The sequence below is a fragment of the Polaromonas sp. P4_F9 genome, from assembly GCF_056401235.1.
Genome location: NZ_JBFUJT010000012.1, coordinates 37056 through 56079, shown reverse-complemented (window position 1 = coordinate 56079; position 19024 = coordinate 37056). Strand labels below are relative to the sequence as shown.

Genomic DNA, 19024 nt, shown 5'->3' with positions numbered 1-19024 from the left:
TGACCTGCATGGTCATGACATCAGCATTGGCGCTCTTGCGAGGAACGCGCCGCGGTGAAGCTGCATTGATCGGAAGGCATCCTGTCGAATGAACCGCGGGCTCTACGCTCGCAGAGGGTGACGCCTGTAGATTCAGGCACGTCAACGTAAACAGCTGCGGCCAAGCTCAATCATTCAGGTCTTCAGAGCAACTTATCGAGCAAATTGGGACGTGGGCGCCTAGAGCCATTGGACACTACAGGTAGTGTGCGCTGGCGCTATTTGACACTACATTTAGTGTTTATTACAATCGAACTGCTTCTCCTCCACCGCATCACCGTGGTGGTTGCTTAGCGGCGAACCTCGGCCAGAATGTGCAATGCGCCCAGGTTCGCGTCAAGATGGACTTTTCAAACGTGTGGCCTTCAAGCTGAAGCAAGTTGAGCCGGATGTTCCTCTGAACCTTCCCGTGCGCCCCGGCCTGAACCTGCGCATCCAGTAGGTTCTCGGTGAGAATGCGTGATCGATTCCCTAGGAGACGTGATGGCTGACGGCGAAGTTTCTTTAGGCCCGGATGGGGTCACGCTGAAGGGCGGGGTGGTGGAAGACTTGAGACCGCTGGTACGTCGCGCCGTCAAGACTTCCGATTCCATCCTTCGCTTGATCGACAACGTAGTTGGTCTTCCCGTTGACTACGTGAGCAGCAACCTAGAGCGATTCCGCAGCAAATATGCGCATCGGTTTGAAGAAATCCCCTTGGAGCATCGCCAGGAGCCGCCGATGCGGATCGGCTGCGCAGTCCTCAAGCACGCAGCATATTCCGCGGATGAGCCGGACATCCAAGAGCTATTTGCCAACCTGCTCGCCGCCGCATCAAACACAGAAATGGTGAAGCATGTGCATCCCGGCTTTGCCACCGTCATTGGCGAGATGCGGGCCGTCGACGCGGTCGTTCTTCGCTCGGTATCTCACGGACGAATCCACCCATTTTCCGCTGCCCGTGCGACAGACATTGAGCCCGACGACTACGCACAGGCGCTCTCCAATCTTGTGAGGCTAGGTCTTTTGGATTGGCGAGCCACGCCTTACGGGCAGACCGACTTGAAAAAGCTTGCGCCGAAGCCCTACGGGAATTTCATACGTCCAGAACAAGGCATGCAGGTGCTTGTTGACCTTGTCAATGATGTGCAGCGGCTGAAGGGTGAACTGATAAATCAGCTTAGCGCACAGCATCGGCGTATCGAATTGGAAGTGACGAGCTTCGGCCGACACTTCATTGCAGCGGTGACCGAGCCGTCGCCAACGAAAACGCGGGACGGCACTACAAGTCCCCAAACGGCCCCACAACGGGCAACTTAATGCCAGCTATGCACATGCTCCAGCCAACTGAAGGCGATGGCTACATGATTGTTGCGCGCGATCTTTTGCAAGGGGTGGAGGCACTTTCCGCTTTGCCGCCGACAGTTTCTTCAAGGGGCTGCGCATTACTTGCCGCGCATGCTTTGGAGTGTGCGCTTAAAGCTTTCTTATGGCATGCGGGAAAGCGCAAGATTCTGGGTGACCATGATGTTCGACACAATCTGGTGATTTTGTGGAATATGGCATACGAGGAAATGCGTTTGAGCATTCCACGCGTGCCGCCGGATTGGGTCACGATACTAAGTTCAGGCCACGGGCCAGATTTTTATTTTCGGTATCAGCAGGGGGAAAAGAAAACCATAGTTCATAGTGGGCAAACGCCTGCGTTGATTCCTATGGCGGCTGAATTGAAGGGTTTGATCGAGATGGTGGGGCAGGCCGTTAAGGGCTGAGCTATGGGCAAACGGGAGAGTTCGTTCCATCATCCGAGTGGGAGGAGCCAAAAAGCGGTCTAGTGCCAAGCCTGCAGGAAAAGACGACTTGGGGCAATAATTACGCAGCGGTTACGTACTGACTACGTGAAGAAGGGGATAGACCCGAAAGCCTATCGATCAAAAAAATACGTCGAAGACCACGTTTGAAGAAGCCTTCGAAAACATAGCCCCTGCGCTGTTACAGACAAGATCGCTTCGTGAACCTTCTGCAAAGGTAGAAGGCTTTGACTACCGTCACTTCAATTCCTACGACGTAGCGGATGGTGACGTACCCAATTACTTGCAAGAGCAGCACAACGTCAAAATTGAGCATGCGATGAACATACAGAAGCTGATTCGAGAAGATCTCAAATTTGAGGACTCGAGAAATTCAATCGGCGTCCAGGTCGCAGACTTACTTGCATCTGGCCTCAGGAAATGTTTGCGAGGACAGTTTGACGCAAATACTGTGGTCGCTAAAGCTCTGGGTAAATTGACTTTACAAAATGAGCGCCATAACCCGCCCATTCATTTAGTTTCTTTTGCGGACGCTGAAGATGTAGCCGACCAAACCGCGTCTGACGCCGTAAAGCTGATGATCAAAGTGTGCCGACCGATGATCCTGAAACCGGGCAAACGTTGACAAAATTGAGCAGAAAAAGAAAAAGCCTCCACAAGGGAGGCTTTTTAATGCGGAAAATCGACTGTCGCCAGAAATGACATCAGCAATCACCTGTAAGTGACCACTATCGCTATTTACCGCTTGAATTGGTGCCGGAGAGATGAATCGAACACCCGACCTTCTCATTACGAATGACAAAATGCAACTATTTGTCATCGTTGATCTTCGTTGTAAAATCTATATAGATCAATAGCTTACAATGGGTTGCCTGGATATTTGAACAGGCCAAGCGTTGATGGAAATTGATCAATATTCGGAAAATTTGCTTACATCCACCGTTACATCGTGGCAATGTAATCGTAAGGAGAAGGTTCGATATGGCAAGGATTGCATTCACCGCCGGCCGGGTGGCCGGGTTCAAGTGCCCGGCTGAAAAGTCCCAGGTTTTTTTGTGGGACGCAGCCACCCCGGGGCTCGGGCTCAGGACAACAGCAGCCGGAAAACCGTCCTATGTGTTCCAGGGGCGCTATCAGGAAAAGACCATCCGCGTGACCATCGGGAGCCCCGACGCATGGAGCATCCCCCAGGCTCAAGAAAAGGCCAGAGCGCTGCAGCGCCTCATTGACGAAGGGCGCGATCCGCGAGACCTGAAGCGTGATGCCGTGGCCGCTGGTGCCGAAAAGAAGGCCGCCGCCGCTGCCAAGGTGCTGGCCGACAAGGTGGCCTCGTTGACCGTGGGCGAAGTGTGGCAGACCTATCTGCAGGAAGGCAAGCCCAAGCGCCGGGATGCGTGGAAACCCGGCTATCGTGCCGACCTCGAACTGATGGCCACGCCCGGTGGCGTGAAGAAGAAGCGAGGGCAGGGCCTGACCCGCCAAGGCCCGATTTACCCGCTGCTGGCGCTGCAGATGACAGAGGTGCACGAGGATGCGCTGAAGGCCTGGTTCGACCGCGAGTCCCTGGCCGGCAAGCACCAAGCCGCCCGCGCCTTCATGATGTTCAAGGGCTTTTTGCGCTGGTGCTCTGCACGTCCGGCTTACCGTTCGCTGATTGACCGTGACGCTGGCAAAGCTGCTGCCATTGTGGAGAGCCTGCCCGGTAACAAGCGCCGCACCGATGCGCTTGAGGCCGCCCAATTGCCCGGCTGGTGGGGCGCAGCGGAGCAGTTGGGCAACCGCACCGCCAGCGTGTACCTGCGTGCCTTGCTGCTAACCGGCGCTCGCCGCGAAGAAATGGCGGCGCTGAAATGGACTGATGTGGATTTTCGGTGGCACAAGTTGACGCTGGCCGACAAGGTGGAGGCGACCCGCACCATTCCGCTGACGCCTTATCTGGCGCAACTGCTGGCAACACTGCCAAGAGTGAGCAAATATGTTTTTGCGTCCGCTGGCAAGTCTGGCCGCATCACCGACACCCGCGCCAGTCACACCAAGGTGCTGCTGGCTGCTGGAATCACGACCCTGACGATTCACGGGCTGCGCCGTTCGTTTTCGCTGCTGGGTGAAGCTGCCGGGGCTCCTGAAGGGGCCATTGCGCAAGTGATGGGGCATCAGCCGAGCGCAACCGCAGAGGGCTATAGGCCGCGAAGTGTGGATGCCCTGCGGCCGTATCTGGAGCAGATCGAGGCGTACATCTTAGGGCAGGCCGGTGTTGTGTTCAATGCCAAGTCTGTGCCTGGTGCGCTGCGTGTGGTGGCCTCCGTAGCCAGGCCTCCTTGCGATTTCCGCTCCCTTGACCGAGGTGGGATCGAACCCGATCCCGTCTTCCACCGGGATCCGGCAGATTTCGCGGGAGGTGGCCACGATCGAGTCGATGTCATCGGGGCCAAAGCCCAACAAGTCGGCATCGCGCGTCGGCCGGTGCGGCAGGTCATACCAGATCGAAAACAACAGCGCGCCCTTGAGCAAGAAGTTGTGCGCGTGGACGGAGAGATCAATAGGCGATACAGCAGCTGACGTTAAGTGCGCTGCACTTTTCACCAGGAGTCTTGTGCGGTTTGCCTGGCTGGCGGTTCGTACAGGCGTTAGCTTGTTGACTGCAAGTCGGACCGTGTAGGCTCTACAGTTCAAAACTGCTTTGGCAACCCGGTCCTTAGTGCCCATCGCAAAATCAATGCTGGCTAGCGCCCGGCATCGCTGCTTTGACAGTCACTACGTTGCTCAAACGTTCAGCGAACACTACGACTGTTAAGCGCTGCAGACGCAAGTCTGTGGCACACAAGAGGCCCCCATCGAGGCTGTGAAGCATCAGTGGGGGCTTTTATCTTGGCCTGTTCAAAGCGTTTCGGAAGTCCTGGAGCCTCGCATCCGGACGCCTCCACACGAGCAATGCACTGTTTCATGTGTGTTGGGCGGGAAAAAGATGCAGACCACTGACCTACGATTAGCGCACTACTGCAGGGAACGTCACATGGGATTATTTTCAGGTAAATCAAAAAATCAGCCGACGAGCATCGTGGGTGATGACATCCGCCGCCTGCCCAATACACCGACATTGGAAGAGGCAACAGGCCTGCGACAGTTTCAACCTCTCGAGAGGGAAACCAGGCCGACAGTAACCACCGCGGCGGCGGCCTATTATCTGAATCGAGAGCCGCAAACATTACGATGCTGGGCGACCTATCAGAACGGTCCAGTAAGCCCAATCCGCATTTTTGGGCGACTAGCCTGGAATACTGCCGACCTGCGTCGCCTGTTGGGGGTGGAGTAATGGTGCCTGAACCGCCGAATCAGCGAACGCGAGCTCGACCGAATGACGGCTGACATGTCAAGGGCTGGAGGCTTTGCGCCGGGAAATCGAAGCCCAGAACGCAGAGTACCCTGCACACGTGCGGGTCTTCCTGGGCGGCGAGCTACGGCTTGTGCGCACCGTCGAAAACGTTGTGCTCCCTTTCATGCTTGAGCGCCTGAAACCATAAGCAGCCGGGTCCCGACCTCTCCGAGCCGATTCTTGCAGCGCCTCAAGCCGGTACCCTGAGATGTACCGGCTTTTTGCTCGGAGCCCTGCGACAATTTGTGCTGAAACTTGTCGCACTCCATTGCGTTAAAAACTCCGGCAGGCTGGCCGGTCAAGCGATGGTGACTTCTTCGCCTTGGTGGATCAGCACCTCGGCGGGGATGTGCAGCCGGCGATGCAGGCGACGGATCGTGTGCAGCGTTAGCGGGCGCGTGCGATTCAGCATCTAATACGGTGCGACGGCCCGATGATGGACTCCAAATCCTTGACCGTCAGACCTCCTGATCCATGCGGAACTTGATCGCCTCGATAGGGTCGGGCGGGGCGATCGGGTAGTGCTTCGCTTCATAGGCCTGCACGAGCGTCGCTAGGATGTCGAGGCGATCGCCCTCTGGCGTGGCGGGTTCCGGGTCCAGATCGATAAGGCCGGACACTTCCCGCAGCGTCGCCTTGTAGTCGGCGTCGGTGTGGATGGGCTTGATTTCCATGCTCAAACTCCTTTCAAAATTGCTCGACGGTTTCAGCGTCAATGGCGTCGTAGTGCTTGTGCATGCCGACGAACTTGACGTAGATCTTTGCATAACGCTGCAGTTCCGTCGTTCCGTTCGACACCCAATTTTTTCGCAAAATCCTTCAACATGGATAACGACATGTTGAAGGTGGTAAACAGGATCAAACCGAGACTGATCCGCGCCAAGTAGGCCTAATGCGTCGTAGAAAGCTGGTAGCCGCCCAGCGCAGCTTTCCAGTCGGACTTGCTGCTGCTAAAACTCTGCCACGGCTCGATTTCGGCCTCTGCGTTGCCACTGGAGTCAGGCCAGAAGCCGGTTTGCATGCAGGCCGTGTAAACAGACAGAACCTCCTGAAATTTCCTCGCACCGTTGCTCATGAATGATTGCCCCGCCGTGATCTGATGGATGGAGTTGGGTGCTTCGGTTTCTGCCGCAATGAAGACAAACTTTGCGGGATTGGTCCTGCCTTCGTAAAGAGAGCGGGCGATGGTGTACATGAAGGCCTGGAAGTCATAGTGCAGGTCCACCGCGTCACGAATGAAGGCATTGATCGTCCCATGGCGGGTGGTCTTCAAGTCGAAGCTGTATTCGGGGTGGTAGAGGTCCAGGCGGGTACGCAGCATCAAGCCTGTAGTGGGCTCTTCCACGTAAATGCTGGCCTCGGGGATGCCTTCGTTCACAAAGTCGCCAAAGGGGCGGCCAAACACGATGCGATGCAGAATTTTCTCAGCCAACTTTCGGGCGCATGCAAAGGTGGGCTCGTCAACCACCAGGCGGCTTGCATGTTTGGCGAGGAAGGACTTGTATTCGGCTGCGCGTCCGTCGGCTATGCCGGGGTAGATGGAGAACTCAGTGCCGATCAGGTGAGGCTCCAGTACCAGACCGTGCACCAGGCTGCCGAAATCCATGGCTTTGGTGGCCTTGTTGACCGACAGCAGGTGGGCCTGGAAATGGGCAGGGGACTCGAGCAGCGGCTTGAGCATGCTGCAGCTCAACGCTTCCTTGTCACTGTGGTACTGGGCAGCGGGCAAATTTGCATACATGCGCGAGCCTGCAGCAAAGCCAGGAGTGCTCTCGGATTCATAGCCTTGGCCAGCGGCGAACATCAATGCAGAAGAATTCAAAACGGTTTCGGTGTTCATATCAACCTCTCAGGTGCTTTTGTCTATGAAAACACGAAAGGGCGCTTCGTCAAGGGGTGGGAAAAGAAATTGGCAAGAAGACACAGCAGAGGTCTTGACCAACACAGATGCCGTGTTAATTTGAATGCAAGGAATGAACAAAAACCATGCAGCAAACTGAACTCACTATCGAACACATGGCAGTAGATGCTTCGGCTGACGTCAGCATGAAAAGCTGGATCGCCCAGCTGGATGAGGCGGTATCGAACACTGACGAACCGGCAATCTGGCGGCTGATGGATGAGCAAGCCAGCAACGACTCTGCGCACGAGGCCTTGACCAGCCTGGTTAGCCGGCTTGCGTATGTGCACCATGAGCGGAATGTTTTCTGTGAACTCTTCATGCTGCCGGTGATTACCATGCAAGGTTGCCATGTGATCGACAACGCCCAAGTCTGGAAAGGCGTTCGCAATCAGGTACGTGAGGCTCTGGGCAGCTGGTTCAACGATGACGGCCGGACAACGCTTTTTGACGACATTGCGCCAATGGACTGGGTGACGACATGGCGACCCGGTGTATTGCGCGCACACCTGGAAAGACTCATTCCAGGCTGCCGCAAGGTTCGGGCCTCATTCACCACGGAACAGGTTTCTCTGCCTGACGAGGCGCCGCGCCTTGGATTCGTGGTAATTGGACGCTCCACGCACAAGGGATGGCGTGACCTGCCCAGCTCCAATGGCCTGATGGACAAGCGTCTCAAGGACGTTATCAAATATTGTTTGCAAATCCAGGCATCCACTTCGTCCAGTCACATGGAAACAGCGCCCATTGTCCTGGCTCCCGAGCGCATCCAGTTCGCCATCACGGACGGCGTTTCTTTGTGGTTGAGCAAACTCAATGAGGCCGTTGGCATTGAGGGCTGGACGGTGATGCCCTCACTAGCGGCCCGCGACGTGGTGAAAGTGACGTTGAAACTGAGGAACAAGCAGGTTGAGCTGACCCAGTTCACATTGCGCCTTCACCAGATTGGCACACAAAGACTGAGTGACGTTTTGAGCGTGCTCCAGCAGATCGCGCCGATGTTTGACGTACCGGTGGACATGCAGGAGTTGGAACACAAGAAAACCGCCCACCCGACCCTTGACAACTGATGTTTGTGTGTTGATATGGGTATGCAACGCGCTCTTGGCGCACTATCAATTCGGAGAGCTAACAAATGAACCTCAGCACCACTCCCGTTCGTCCCTTTGCCGAAGGGATCATTCGCATCGCCACCACTTCCGAGCCCGGCGCAGAGAAGATTGTGTTTGATGGCAGCATGGAAATTCTCTCACGCCATCACCAGGCCCGAGAGGCAGATGCGATTGAAGTCCCCCGTCTGGCGAAGCACCCCATGCGGGATAAGCTGATGGAAGAAAAGCCCAACAAGGAAGCCGGGAAGCTGGTGGAGCTGCCAATCCGCATGTTCTTTGGAAAGACCAGCAATGCCCTGACCGTGGCCTACCAGGCGTATGACGCAGATGGCCGCCCTGTTTGCCGGGGCAACGGGGAAAAGGCCAAACGCACCTCACTGTCGGATGAAAACGTGCGCGTGGTGATGGATGCGCCTTGCTCAGGGCCTGAAACCTGCGAGTTTGTAGCCTCTGGCCAGGCACGGTGCCGGCGCCAGGTCTGCATGTCTGTGCAGATACCCGGCCAGGACAACCCCCTGAGCACTTTTGAGGTCCGTTCCTCGTCATACAACACCTACAAGACCCTCAAGGGCCAGCTGGAGCTGGTGGAACGACGTTTCGGTGGGCTGCGCCATGTTCCGCTCAAGCTTCAGATCTGGCAGACCTCCAATCAGGCCAGTGACTTCGAATCGTTCGATGTCTTCAAAATTGCCTTGGGAATGGCTACTGAATTGGACGCCATGAAGGCCGTCAAGAACGCCCGGATGGAGGAGTCTGAAGCGGGGTTGGAGGCTGACGTGGATACGGCCTACACAGCCGCCACCGATGGTGTGGGCGAAGAAGATTTTGAAATCGTGACTGACTTTTACACCCAGCGGCCAGCTACTGCAGCTCGTCGAAGTGGCGGCGCCTCGCTTGTTGACCAGCTGACGGGTGCAAAGGGACAGGTTGCGGGCGCATCCCTTGCGGAAAATGTCATTGCCCATGCTATGGCGCGTGCCGGTGAGGCCTCCGGGGAAAAGGCCCACTGCTCCGGGTCAACAATCCAAGTCTGATTTCTGAATCCAGCTGAGCAATCAAAACGTCACACGACTGGTTATTGGAGAGAGCATTCCTTTCTCCATGGGGGTGTTGACAGTGGACAACACCGTGCTAATTTGATTGTAAATAGACACGGGATTCTCATATGAAAGCTAGATCACATTACCTGAACCGCCTTCTGCAAACAGTAGGCTTTTGGCTGTTTGGCGTATTGCCAGCAGCCATTGCCGTCCTGTCCGCCATGATGCTGTTCGGTGTCTGGACGAGCAGCAAGGAAGCTCCGCTGAGCTTCCGGGTCCTCGGTAACTTCACCCCCGAAGCCGGTGTGCTGCTGTGCTTGATTGCCTACCAACTGCTGCTTCATGTGGCGCGCATCTGGATGTGCAAGCGCCTTGCAGATGCAAACGGCACGATTCCCTATGAGCCAGAATTGACCAGTGACAGCCTTCGTGCCTTTGTGCCCGCAGTCATGACGCCTTACATCGTGTTCTTCGCCTTTTGGGGTGCCTTTGGCACCAAGGTTGTGGCAACCAACTATGTGCTTGTGGCGGCACTTGGCGCCATGACGTTCCTGAGCTGGGTCATCATCAAAACGGGTTGGCTCTACGGTTTCGTAATTGGCGAGCGCTCACGTGTGCATTACGGTGATTCCTCCCAGCAGGCACAGCACACGAACGTGGCACGCAAGGAAGTGGCCAAGATCACATTCAGGGACATTCACGGCAACACAGCGATCAAGCGTCGACTGTTGGAGGCTGGCCGCGCCATCGTGGATGCGCCTAAGGGTGGCCAGGGCAAGGCCCGAAACGGTATCTTGATGGACGGTGAAGCCGGCAATGGCAAAACGGTCTTTGCCGAAGCGCTTGCCGGTGAGCTGAAGCTCCCATTGCTGACACTCACCCACTCGGATGTGGCCAGTCGCTGGGTAGGAGAACGCACTGAAAAAGTGAAGGCTGCTTTTGAGCAGGCGATTCGATCACAGCCCTGCGTCTTCTTCATTGACGAAATCGACAGCTTCTTGCCTGATCGGTCAACGGATAGCGCCCAGACCAAGGAAGACAGCGATGTCACCAATTCCCTTCTGACGCTGCTGATCGAAATTCGCAAGCATCGTGTGGTGGTCGTGGCTGCAACGAACTACGTGGATCGCCTTGACGGTGCCGCCATTCGTGAAGGTCGGTTTGACTTCAAGGTCGAAATCACCCCGCCGGATGAAGCCGCGCGTATTGGCCTGCTGACCGCCGGTTTGAGCACCAATGCACCCACTTTGCGTGTGAATCAGGCGACCATCAAAAGCGTCGCTCAACGTTGGAATGGCTTTTCCGTGAAGCGAATCCTTGCCGTGACTGAGGAAATGCCTTCCTACGTGGCAGAAGCACGTGAGCAAGGCACTTTCAAGGGTGAGCTGGAGTTTGACGACTTCATGGCAGCATTGCGCCGGCTGCAGGGCCGTAAGGGCGCCTCGCCTGAGAATGTCAAGGCCATGGCTGACATGGTGCTGCCGGAGGTGACGCGGGAGGCTCTCACGATGCTTGCAAGCCGGCTGAAAGACCCACAGCGCATTGAACGCCTCGGTGGCACATTGCCTTCTGGCGTCCTGTTCTTCGGCCCACCTGGCACGGGTAAGACCGCCGCTTGCAAGGCTCTGGCGAAGGAAGTCGAGTGGGCATTCCTGATCAGGACCGGTCCCGACCTGGTGCGTGACCCCAAGGCCCTGGACAAGCTCTACGCGCAGGCCAAGGATTTGCGTCCGTGCATCATCTTTGTGGACGAGGCAGATGATTTGCTGATTTCCCGTGAAGCATCCCGCAATTCGGAAGCCACCAATAAACTCTTGACCATCATGGACGGCGTGAATGACCGTGTGCGCGACGTGGTGTGGGTGGCTGCTACCAACAATCCAGAGCGGATTGATTCCGCTCTGCTGCGTGGTGGTCGCTTCACAGAGAAGGTTGCATTTGTCCGTCCGGACGAAGACCAGTTGACCACGCATATTGAGCAATGGTTCACAAACCGCAAGATTGGTTTGCAGTCTGGTTTGGATGCCTCGACTATTGCATCCATGTTGGGTGATGAGAGCATTGCCAACGCTGAGGCTGTGTTGCAGTACGCAGTCAACCGTGCAATCTCTCAGTCGAACGATGATTTCATTGAAGTTGGCGCTGCCGATGTGCAGAGAGGTGTAGCGATGGTTTTGGGGGCTGCGTGCTGAAAGTTGGTATCTCTAGGGTGCCTGCGACTTCGGTGCTGGCCATTCTTTCCATTGGCGCCACACAGTCGGCTTTCGCACAGGATGTCTCCCGTGACGTGGCAGTAGCGCAAGGCCCGAGACAACCTGATGACTGTGTGACCCAGGCCGCTAGCTATCACTTGGTGAGTCCTTGGGTTCTTCGCGCCATTACTTGCCGAAAAGATAGTGAAAGCGCTCGTTGCTGAGCTTGAAATAGACGCAGGTTTTGCTTAAAGTATAAGCAAGCAATCGCAGGGATGACCAATGCCTATATGGATCTGCACCATTAAGAAGCACAATAAATACAGGAAACATCATGGAAACGATCACCATAGTCCAAATCGCACTTGGCGCAGTGATCGTTGCGGGGATTTTTTTCAGCGTGTACGTTGCTCGCAAGAACAAGGTACTGCTTGCTGAGAATCAAGACTGGTTGAAACACTAATCAGCGACCGATCTGGATGTCAATCTCGCGTGGCTGTTGCTAACAGCTCAGCCCAAAGGCTGGCGAGGTTCGCATCGACCAGCGACAAGAAGGCTGCCGCCTGTGCAACATAGCCTTGAGGAACCTGGACTGCCACGGACCCCGAGCCGCGTGCTAAAACTCGCGGATAGGACCCCTCAATTTCTTCTTGTGCCCGTCTCAAGCCAGATAACCTACTTGTCAGGTTTGGCCAGGGCTTGTATATCAGCTAATCCGTAGCCGGTTCTCTCAAGGGTCAGCCGCGCCTGCATGAATGGATGCCGGCGCTTTGTTTGGCGACCAGCAAGCGTTCCAGGCGCTTACAAAAATGCGCAACCTTCGAGCGATCTGTTCCGCTTCCCTCCAGCATGGACCCGCGTCGAGTGATCTGTAGGGTGATCTCCACGTGTAGACGATGGCCCAAACTGACCTCTAGCTTGCGGCCATCGTCGGTCATCAGCTTTGGCGATACTGCCTCGAAGGCCAGCATCAAGCGGCTGGCCATGTTTCTTCACCTGATGATCAGTTGCTACGTGCAGTGCCCAGGCACCCCGTAAGACGGCCTCATATTGGGCACGCAACGTGACAGAGGCTGAGTTTGGAGCGCCGGCAAAAAATAGTGCGCGCGTGGCGTGCGAATGTTCAATGCTCAGCTCGCATGCGGTAGCGCATAAGATGGATCGAGGAGCGATGTCGAAAATCTGGATTTGACCAGCGATCTTTTCCAAATGGACGGCAAAGACCTCAGATCGTTCTACAAGAGAAAATGCGTCATTCTTGGCAGCTTCGTAAAGCACGACCCTGCAGCCAACAGAAGGGCTGCTGACACCGCCCAGGGCGGCCAGCCCCAAAACAGAACTGCTTTAGGACAGGCCAAACTGGACAGCGGCCATCATCTTGACCAGCTTGAAATTGACCTTGAGAAGATCCATGGGGAGTTCGGGTTTTGCGAGGTCACGCAGTTTCAGTTCGTCCACCATACGGTTCAGGTGGCCATCGAACTCTTTACCTTCACCCCACAGAGACACATCAGAGCGATGGTCCAGCTTGAGTAGCTTCAACTTGAGCAGATCGCGACCTGCAGGGCTATCCAGAAGCCAGTGGCGGTTCGGGCCTTCAACAGCCATTGCTGGCTCAGGAACGTAATTCTGGCGAAAGTCTTCTGCAGTCAGCTCTTTATCAACACGAGTAGTCATATGTACCTCTCAATTTGGTTTTGACATGTACAGAATCTCACAGAAACCGCCTAGGTCAACCCCCCAAAATGCAACAGGCAAAAGAAAACCGCCTTAGGCTCATCACCCGAGGCGGCTCTCATCCAGTCCAGATTATTTGGCAGCTTTTGCGGCTTTGCGCTGCGCTGCCTTGGGGTCCACCACTGCCTTGAACTTTGCGCCAGCCACAAACTTGGGTACGGTAGTGGCCGGGATCTTCACTGCTTCGCCCGTGCGTGGATTTTTCCCAGTGCGTGCCGCGCGTTTCGTTGACTTGAAGGTGCCAAACCCAACCAGCTGTACGCCATCACCTTTCTTCACTGCTTTCTGGATAGTCTCAAGCAGCACCTCCAGCACGCGTCCTGTGGCGGCTTTGGAAAGGTCAGTTTCTGCGGCGATGGATTCGATCAGTTCGGTACGGTTCATAGTAAGAATTTCTTAAATTAAAAGGAGACGCAATTCTATAGCCGCATGTATTCGACATCTAGCGCAGGTCAAACCTAACGTGCAGAGGCCTGTCGCAATCATGCTCGTGGCTTTCTAGACCCAAAAAAGTGGCCGCAATATCCGGCCACTTTTGCATCTGATCTCAAACTCGCTTCTAGTCGGAGTAGGCGCTTGGCGCGCCCGCAAAGTAGTCGGCGTCCAATCCAGTCAATTCAGCGAAGTCACCGCCAAACGGAATATCAGCTGGGGTACTCGTCCCTGAGACCGGTGCAGGTACGGGTGCCGCCGGCGCGGGAGCCTGATTCGATGGCGGTGCGCGCTCCGCTGAAGCATGGCCAGCCATGGGCACCTTGCCGTTGAGCCTCATTTCCAGTTGCAATCCAAGTCGCAGCAGGTAAACAATCTCGTGCGACCGACGCTTCGAATCAGCCAACCGCTTCAACAGTTCAGGGGTGTCGTTATCGACAATAAAGCGAATGCGGACTTTGTCGGGGCTTGCATCTGCCATGGCTTATACGGTAGCAATAATGCTGGCGTAACCCACCAACTTTCGGCCCATAGGCAGTCTGGTAGAGAAGTAGCCAACGTCCACGGCGTGAACATCCACCAGCACAGGGGTTTCAGGTTTCATAGAAGCTCTCCAGTTAAATGCAACACAAGCTGTGTTGATAAAAATTCTAGGTGAGCAACTTGCGTCGGTCGAATGATTTGGCCAGAAATGGGCCGTAAATGGCCAATTCTGGCCAATGTGTTTTGTCGCGCTTCGAATCACCAAATTCAAGAACTCAAGTGGCCAAAAATGGGCTTTAAATGGCCATTTTTGGCCACGGCATCACGCCGGGTTTGCACCGCGCAAGTGAACTAGGCAGAGATGTCAAACGGGGTCACAAGCGGGCATTCGAATATGCAAGTGCGGGGGGGCCGGCATTGCAATTCCAGGCCCCATAGTCCCCTGCCAAAGCCTTGCCCGTGGCTCTTTATCCACAAGCCATCTTGGAGCCACCTTTATAGAAAGATTAAAGCCAGAGTGATGGGGAAAGCCGCGCCACCACTGGCAATTTCTGGAGACCCTAAAACTGTGAAACCGTACCTGAGAGAAAAGTTGAACCTGTGGACAACACCATCACCGCCACGATTTATGCACAGCGCGCTTGCAACGAAAAATACATTGCAGTAGACTTGCGCCTGTGTCGGCCAAGTGCCGCCCGCAGTTCCTGTGACTGCCTTTAACAAGTCCAGACACGCATACGTTGTCTGGCCCTTCACACGAAGGAACTCCAGGTAGTTGAACTACCGCCGCCGTTTCGGCATGCCGCGAGGCAAAAACGCTCGCAAGAGCAGTCCCTTTTTGAAATCTGTTTGGCAATTCGCTAAGCAAGTTCACATCGGGACATTTAGCTTATGAGTCTTGATACTCATTGAGCCACGAAACAAGTCACCGACTTTGTTGTCGCTGGAAGTGGGGCGCCTCGTTTGAGGTCGGCCCGCAAGCAAGCTCTTTTGCGCTGGTAACTCCAGCCTGCCTGTCTTGGCTCCTCCTGGTGGGGGCAAAGCAGGAGCCGCGCAAGCGGTACGCGATAAACACCTACGTTCCATGCGTTTGCTCTTCCCGATTCAAAGGCTATGCCTTCTAAGAAGCTGGGTAAGAGACAACCGATCCGCCTTTCCGTTTGAGGAGGGGAGCCCGCCGCAGGGCCTACAAAGGGATTGGTAGTAAGCCAGACATATTGGGGTCTCCATGTCAGAAGGGGATCAAGTAGATGATAGACATTCGGCGACGAGCCGGATGAAGAGTGGTTCTCTTAAAGGACTCTGGAGGAATCCAGTTACCCCCTGCGCCCTCCCCATCATGGGTGGGGCGCAGGTGACTCTGCAATGAGTTGCCCCCCCTCGCACGGGACCGGCAGGAGAGCTTGCTAACGCGCCGCGACCAAACCTGACATGCCCACCCTGGGGCCGCAAAAAACAGGAAACCAATCACCAGCGACGAAATACCGTGGGGGGACAGGTGCGCCCTTGTGAGGCCAGCACCATAGAAATTTAGAAGTGAGATTGAAAAGAGCGATGCCTATGAGCACATGCGCACACCCTGCAGCTGTACCCGACTTATGCGCCCTATGAATTGAAAGCAGGAAAGTGACCGAGCGACCAAGACAAGCAACAACACGCTATTGCCGAGCGTGTTGTTGTCTGTCTTTCATCACAAACCCGTAAGTACACCAAAACCGGAAAAGTAAGAATGACCCAACAACTCCAACTTATTCTCGACGGCGGCAAAGAACCCAGCGCCCGGGAAGTCAACCGCCAGATCACCGCGGAACTCAAAAGCGCCAAGCGCAGCGCCCAGGCCGAACGGGCGAGCACTGGCGCGGGCATGAGCGTCCTGCAGCGCGCCCAGCAACGCCACAAAGGGAACCCCAAGGCCCAAATGGCCATGTTCTTCGGTGAATTCACCCTTCGTGCGGGTACCGGCCGTCCCCGCCCGGTGTCCGAGCGCACCCGCACCGTCTACTCCGACGAACTGATTCGCATGCTCGATGAACTGCGCGAGATCCGGGCGGGAGTTCAGAACATTGGCGAAATCGGCAAAAGCCACGCCGCCAAACTCATCAAACACTGGGGCAGCAAGGGCCAGGCCGCCTCCACCATCCAGAACAAGATCAGCATCCTGCGCCGCTTCCTCACGTTCATCGGAAAGGGCAGCGCCATCCCCAAGGGAGAGGACTTGAAGACTTGGCTCAACCGCCAGGGCGTCACCGCACCCATTACCCGTCAGAACATTCCCACCGAAAGCAAGGCCTGGGATGAAAACCAGGTAGACCTGCACAAGGTACTGGCCGAGCTGCGCAAGGAAAGCGCCATCACCGCCATCCAACTGGAGGTACAGGCGGCATTCGGCCTGCGCATGAAGGAATCCATCCAGCTCAACCCCCACGCGGCAGACCGCGGCACCTACCTGCGCGTCGTCCACGGCACCAAGGGCGGCTTGCCACGCGACGTGGACTTTGACGACGACCCCGCCATGCGCAAGTGGCAGCGAGATGTCCTTGAACGGGCCAAACTCTACGCCCAGCAAAATCGCAAAGGAACCCTCTCCATCCAGGGCAAACGCCTCGACCAGAGCAAGGCCCACTTCTACTACCAGTGCCGCAAAGTTGGTATCACCCGCGACCAGCTCGGCGTCACCGCCCACGGCCTGCGCCACCAGTACGCCGCCCGCCGCTATGCCCGACTGGCAGGCATGGATGCGCCAGTGACAAAGAACGCCCCCCTGCACGTGACCGACGAAGTGCGCGGCGCCGATCTGGCCGCCCGGGAACAGGTCAGCCGCGAACTCGGCCACTTCCGCCCCGACATCACTCAGGCCTACACCGGCTCCCTGCCCATGATGGAAAAGGGACGCAAACAGCGCATCCGTGACTGGGTACAGCGCACGGAGGAAAACCCTGAATTCCAGACCGCCATGAAAGACGCCGGCGTTGTCGCCGTCTGGATGGGGGGACGCTTTGCCATGGGCCTGGAAGTCGTGGCCAGCGAGAAATTCCGGCTCATCGTCCGGACCGCCAGCTGCCAGCCCCTGGATGGGGATGCCCGCTTCATGCTCAAACAGCGCCTCATGGGCATGTACGACCGCGCCATCGACCTCAGCGAGCACTTTGAAGCTGGCCAGCCCGATGACGCATTGGAACTCATGGTCCGCTGATTCAGGACGGCACCACGGCCCCACACCCCGGATAACTCAGAGCCTCAACTTACCCTCAGAAAGGAAACACCATGTCAGCAAGCAGTACGCCCGACCTCCCTCAAGGCCAAAAGCCGCCACAACGACATGCGGGTTTTCGGCATCAGCCAGGCCGATGGGCAGGCCATGGCGGACGCTGGAAATCCGTTTCCCTATCCGTTGGGGCCAGAGTGCGCCAGGACATGCGACGCCCCCGCCGCAGTGGTACGGCCTACTACGCATTCATCATGGCTGGACGCCGCGAAGTCAACGGCCTGCCCTGGGTCGGCGAAGACCGCCTGATCCCGCTCAAGGCTATCGCGTGGCTGGAACTGACGGCGCGGAAAGAGCAGGGCGCCAAGGTGGACGCCAAGGACGTGCGCAAGCACCTCAACGATGTTCTGCGCCTTTCACAACTGCTGGCGCCCGCCACACGCATCCCGGTCGACAAAAAGATCGGTGCCGACATGACGCGGTTTCTTGTTGCAGTCGCTGCCGACACGTCCATCGACCCGAAAGCGCTGCAGCTTGGCAACGTCGCCGTCGTCGAGTTGGTGGCCCGCATCGCCCAGGCATATGAAATTGAACTGCCTGCAAGGCGGCGGGATGAGGGATGAGGAAGTCACCGGAGCGGGTCCATGGGCAGCCATGCCAATCCCTGACGGGAAGGCTCTCCTACTTGGGAGGCTTACGAAAACCTTCGCCTGGCAACGCAATCGGCGTATCAAACACCTGTATCGCGGCTAAGGAGATAGGACAAGGCAAGGCAATGAATTGCCAATGCATCACATAAGCGATACACTACGGGCATGAAAACCGCAACTATCCCCCCAGTGCGAATTGATCCTTCGTTTCGTAAAGAAATTGAGCAATCCCTTGCAGGAGGCGAAAGCTTGGCATCATTGGTGGAAACTGCGGTTCGCAATGAGGTGACACGGCGTCGAGTTCATTCAGAATTCATGCGTCGTGGCATGGCTGCGATTCACAGCACCGTCTCCTCTGGTGATGGCGTGCCTGCAGAGGCCGTTATTGCCAAACTGGAGATGAAGTTGGCTGCAGCCAGGAAATCCAAGCGAGCATGACATATCAGGTTATCTTCAGCCGTGAGGCCGTTGAAGACCTGGAGAGATTGTTCGATCACGTATTAGCGCGTGAGTTGAACAGCCCAACTGGGGATCTGGATATTCCAGCTCGCGCAATAGAGACGATTCAGCAGGCATGCCTGCTATTGGCCCACAGTCCGTTCAGTTGCCGAAAGGTTGGGGAAAGCGTATTCGTGCGTGAACTCATAATTTCGTTCGGCGGCTCCGGCTATGTTGCCTTATTCGAAATCCTTGACTCTCAACGAGTCATCATCGGTGCTATCAGGCATCAACATGAAAGCGATTACCACTGAGCAAACTCAGCGCAGCAATCTTTATCAAACCTCAAGGCCTAGTTCATCTTTTGGATGGCGGGGCCTTTTTCGTTGGCGCTGAACATGGCATCCAAATTCGAAAAGTAGTGGCCGGGCGGGTTTTCCTTTGGTAGCCAACATCTCGTTCAAGCCTTTTCAGTCAAAGCGCTCAGCATAGACGAGCAAGCTGTTTGACCGCCAATGCGACAGAACCGTCTGCCCTGGCCAGTGATGCCAACCTGCATCACTCAAACAACCATTGGATGCAGCAATATATTTATTTTTTGCTCTTTTAAGTCATAATGAGACTATATTTTAG

Annotated in this window: 18 protein-coding genes and 3 pseudogenes; 13 read left to right on the top strand and 8 right to left on the bottom strand. The window is 56.0% G+C overall.

Features of this window, described 5'->3' with window-relative positions:
- Positions 1-522 precede the first annotated feature (522 nt).
- From AC1DUB_RS12485 to AC1DUB_RS12470, 4 genes and pseudogenes are all read left to right on the top strand, one after another.
- Positions 523-1338 (top strand): Abi-alpha family protein, encoded by an 816-nt coding sequence (locus AC1DUB_RS12485; protein WP_477729744.1) that lies wholly within the window; start codon positions 523-525, stop codon positions 1336-1338.
- A gap of 44 nt (positions 1339-1382) precedes the next feature.
- Positions 1383-1790 (top strand): hypothetical protein, encoded by a 408-nt coding sequence (locus AC1DUB_RS12480; protein ID WP_477729743.1) that lies wholly within the window; start codon positions 1383-1385, stop codon positions 1788-1790.
- Between the two features lie 154 nt (positions 1791-1944).
- Positions 1945-2454 (top strand): DUF3800 domain-containing protein, encoded by a 510-nt coding sequence (locus tag AC1DUB_RS12475; protein WP_477729819.1) that lies wholly within the window; start codon positions 1945-1947, stop codon positions 2452-2454.
- 356 nt (positions 2455-2810) lie between these two features.
- Positions 2811-4001, top strand: a pseudogene (locus tag AC1DUB_RS12470) (tyrosine-type recombinase/integrase); the annotation flags it as partial.
- A 66-nt stretch (positions 4002-4067) separates the two neighbouring features.
- On the opposite strand, the gene AC1DUB_RS12465 reads toward AC1DUB_RS12470, so the two are convergent.
- Complete coding sequence (locus AC1DUB_RS12465; protein WP_477729818.1) at positions 4068-4535, bottom strand: nucleotidyl transferase AbiEii/AbiGii toxin family protein; 468 nt, start codon at positions 4533-4535, stop codon at positions 4068-4070.
- 307 nt (positions 4536-4842) lie between these two features.
- On the opposite strand from AC1DUB_RS12465, the gene AC1DUB_RS12460 reads away from it, so the two are divergent.
- On the top strand, positions 4843-5142 hold the full coding sequence (locus AC1DUB_RS12460) for a hypothetical protein (protein ID WP_477729742.1): 300 nt from the start codon (positions 4843-4845) through the stop codon (positions 5140-5142).
- 358 nt (positions 5143-5500) lie between these two features.
- Here AC1DUB_RS12460 and AC1DUB_RS12455 read toward each other — a convergent pair.
- Positions 5501-5876: pseudogene (locus tag AC1DUB_RS12455) on the bottom strand (helix-turn-helix domain-containing protein).
- Between the two features lie 215 nt (positions 5877-6091).
- Positions 6092-7042, bottom strand: a complete 951-nt coding sequence (locus AC1DUB_RS12450) for a PD-(D/E)XK nuclease-like domain-containing protein (RefSeq protein WP_477729741.1) — start codon at positions 7040-7042, stop codon at positions 6092-6094.
- 146 nt (positions 7043-7188) lie between these two features.
- Between AC1DUB_RS12450 and AC1DUB_RS12445 the strand changes: the two genes are divergently transcribed.
- The 4 genes from AC1DUB_RS12445 to AC1DUB_RS12430 all read left to right on the top strand — a co-directional run bounded on the left by AC1DUB_RS12445 (position 7189) and on the right by AC1DUB_RS12430 (position 11909).
- A complete protein-coding gene (locus AC1DUB_RS12445; protein WP_477729740.1) occupies positions 7189-8172 on the top strand; it encodes a hypothetical protein in 984 nt (327 codons plus the stop codon).
- Between the two features lie 65 nt (positions 8173-8237).
- A complete protein-coding gene (locus tag AC1DUB_RS12440) occupies positions 8238-9248 on the top strand; it encodes a recombination directionality factor (RefSeq protein WP_477729739.1) in 1011 nt (336 codons plus the stop codon).
- 131 nt (positions 9249-9379) lie between these two features.
- The gene (locus AC1DUB_RS12435; protein WP_477729738.1) at positions 9380-11446 is read left to right on the top strand and encodes an AAA family ATPase; all 2067 of its coding nucleotides are present in this window, start codon (positions 9380-9382) and stop codon (positions 11444-11446) included.
- 334 nt (positions 11447-11780) lie between these two features.
- Positions 11781-11909 (top strand): hypothetical protein, encoded by a 129-nt coding sequence (locus tag AC1DUB_RS12430; RefSeq protein ID WP_477729737.1) that lies wholly within the window; start codon positions 11781-11783, stop codon positions 11907-11909.
- 274 nt (positions 11910-12183) lie between these two features.
- On the opposite strand, the gene AC1DUB_RS12425 is transcribed toward AC1DUB_RS12430, so the two are convergent.
- The 5 genes and pseudogenes from AC1DUB_RS12425 to AC1DUB_RS12405 all read right to left on the bottom strand — a co-directional run bounded on the left by AC1DUB_RS12425 (position 12184) and on the right by AC1DUB_RS12405 (position 14096).
- Positions 12184-12432, bottom strand: coding sequence for a hypothetical protein (locus AC1DUB_RS12425; RefSeq protein WP_477729824.1), 249 nt, complete (start codon positions 12430-12432; stop codon positions 12184-12186).
- 40 nt (positions 12433-12472) lie between these two features.
- A pseudogene (locus AC1DUB_RS12420) lies at positions 12473-12724 on the bottom strand (DUF6988 family protein); the annotation flags it as partial.
- A 66-nt stretch (positions 12725-12790) separates the two neighbouring features.
- Positions 12791-13123, bottom strand: a complete 333-nt coding sequence (locus tag AC1DUB_RS12415; RefSeq protein ID WP_477729736.1) for a hypothetical protein — start codon at positions 13121-13123, stop codon at positions 12791-12793.
- Positions 13124-13255: 132 nt separating this feature from the next.
- On the bottom strand, positions 13256-13567 hold the full coding sequence (locus AC1DUB_RS12410) for an HU family DNA-binding protein (protein WP_477729735.1): 312 nt from the start codon (positions 13565-13567) through the stop codon (positions 13256-13258).
- Positions 13568-13742: 175 nt separating this feature from the next.
- The gene (locus tag AC1DUB_RS12405; protein ID WP_477729734.1) at positions 13743-14096 is read right to left on the bottom strand and encodes a hypothetical protein; all 354 of its coding nucleotides are present in this window, start codon (positions 14094-14096) and stop codon (positions 13743-13745) included.
- Positions 14097-15827: 1731 nt separating this feature from the next.
- On the opposite strand from AC1DUB_RS12405, the gene AC1DUB_RS12400 reads away from it, so the two are divergent.
- From AC1DUB_RS12400 to AC1DUB_RS12385, 4 genes are all read left to right on the top strand, one after another.
- Positions 15828-17291 carry an integrase domain-containing protein gene (locus tag AC1DUB_RS12400; protein WP_477729733.1) on the top strand — a complete coding sequence of 488 codons (1464 nt, stop codon included), beginning with the start codon at positions 15828-15830 and terminating at the stop codon, positions 17289-17291.
- A gap of 221 nt (positions 17292-17512) precedes the next feature.
- Positions 17513-17926, top strand: a complete 414-nt coding sequence (locus AC1DUB_RS12395; protein WP_041389398.1) for a hypothetical protein — start codon at positions 17513-17515, stop codon at positions 17924-17926.
- Between the two features lie 192 nt (positions 17927-18118).
- On the top strand, positions 18119-18391 hold the full coding sequence (locus AC1DUB_RS12390) for a YlcI/YnfO family protein (RefSeq protein ID WP_011482498.1): 273 nt from the start codon (positions 18119-18121) through the stop codon (positions 18389-18391).
- Positions 18388-18705 (top strand): type II toxin-antitoxin system RelE/ParE family toxin, encoded by a 318-nt coding sequence (locus tag AC1DUB_RS12385; protein WP_041388545.1) that lies wholly within the window; start codon positions 18388-18390, stop codon positions 18703-18705. Before AC1DUB_RS12390 ends, AC1DUB_RS12385 begins: the two co-directional genes overlap by 4 nt.
- Positions 18706-19024: the final 319 nt, after the last annotated feature.

Excerpts from the sequence above, each read along its gene's own strand:
- AC1DUB_RS12400 (WP_477729733.1), top strand. The coding sequence starts at position 15,828 with ATGACCCAACAACTCCAACTTATTCTCGACGGCGGCAAAGAACCCAGC.
- AC1DUB_RS12425 (WP_477729824.1), bottom strand. The coding sequence starts at position 12,432 with ATGGCCAGCCGCTTGATGCTGGCCTTCGAGGCAGTATCGCCAAAGCTG.
- AC1DUB_RS12430 (WP_477729737.1), top strand. The coding sequence starts at position 11,781 with ATGGAAACGATCACCATAGTCCAAATCGCACTTGGCGCAGTGATCGTT.
- AC1DUB_RS12460 (WP_477729742.1), top strand. The coding sequence starts at position 4,843 with ATGGGATTATTTTCAGGTAAATCAAAAAATCAGCCGACGAGCATCGTG.
- AC1DUB_RS12450 (WP_477729741.1), bottom strand. The coding sequence starts at position 7,042 with ATGAACACCGAAACCGTTTTGAATTCTTCTGCATTGATGTTCGCCGCT.
- AC1DUB_RS12440 (WP_477729739.1), top strand. The coding sequence starts at position 8,238 with ATGAACCTCAGCACCACTCCCGTTCGTCCCTTTGCCGAAGGGATCATT.
- AC1DUB_RS12485 (WP_477729744.1), top strand. The coding sequence starts at position 523 with ATGGCTGACGGCGAAGTTTCTTTAGGCCCGGATGGGGTCACGCTGAAG.
- AC1DUB_RS12410 (WP_477729735.1), bottom strand. The coding sequence starts at position 13,567 with ATGAACCGTACCGAACTGATCGAATCCATCGCCGCAGAAACTGACCTT.
- AC1DUB_RS12395 (WP_041389398.1), top strand. The coding sequence starts at position 17,513 with ATGCGACGCCCCCGCCGCAGTGGTACGGCCTACTACGCATTCATCATG.
- AC1DUB_RS12465 (WP_477729818.1), bottom strand. The coding sequence starts at position 4,535 with ATGGGCACTAAGGACCGGGTTGCCAAAGCAGTTTTGAACTGTAGAGCC.
- AC1DUB_RS12415 (WP_477729736.1), bottom strand. The coding sequence starts at position 13,123 with ATGACTACTCGTGTTGATAAAGAGCTGACTGCAGAAGACTTTCGCCAG.
- AC1DUB_RS12385 (WP_041388545.1), top strand. The coding sequence starts at position 18,388 with ATGACATATCAGGTTATCTTCAGCCGTGAGGCCGTTGAAGACCTGGAG.
- AC1DUB_RS12390 (WP_011482498.1), top strand. The coding sequence starts at position 18,119 with ATGAAAACCGCAACTATCCCCCCAGTGCGAATTGATCCTTCGTTTCGT.
- AC1DUB_RS12480 (WP_477729743.1), top strand. The coding sequence starts at position 1,383 with ATGATTGTTGCGCGCGATCTTTTGCAAGGGGTGGAGGCACTTTCCGCT.
- AC1DUB_RS12435 (WP_477729738.1), top strand. The coding sequence starts at position 9,380 with ATGAAAGCTAGATCACATTACCTGAACCGCCTTCTGCAAACAGTAGGC.
- AC1DUB_RS12405 (WP_477729734.1), bottom strand. The coding sequence starts at position 14,096 with ATGGCAGATGCAAGCCCCGACAAAGTCCGCATTCGCTTTATTGTCGAT.
- AC1DUB_RS12445 (WP_477729740.1), top strand. The coding sequence starts at position 7,189 with ATGCAGCAAACTGAACTCACTATCGAACACATGGCAGTAGATGCTTCG.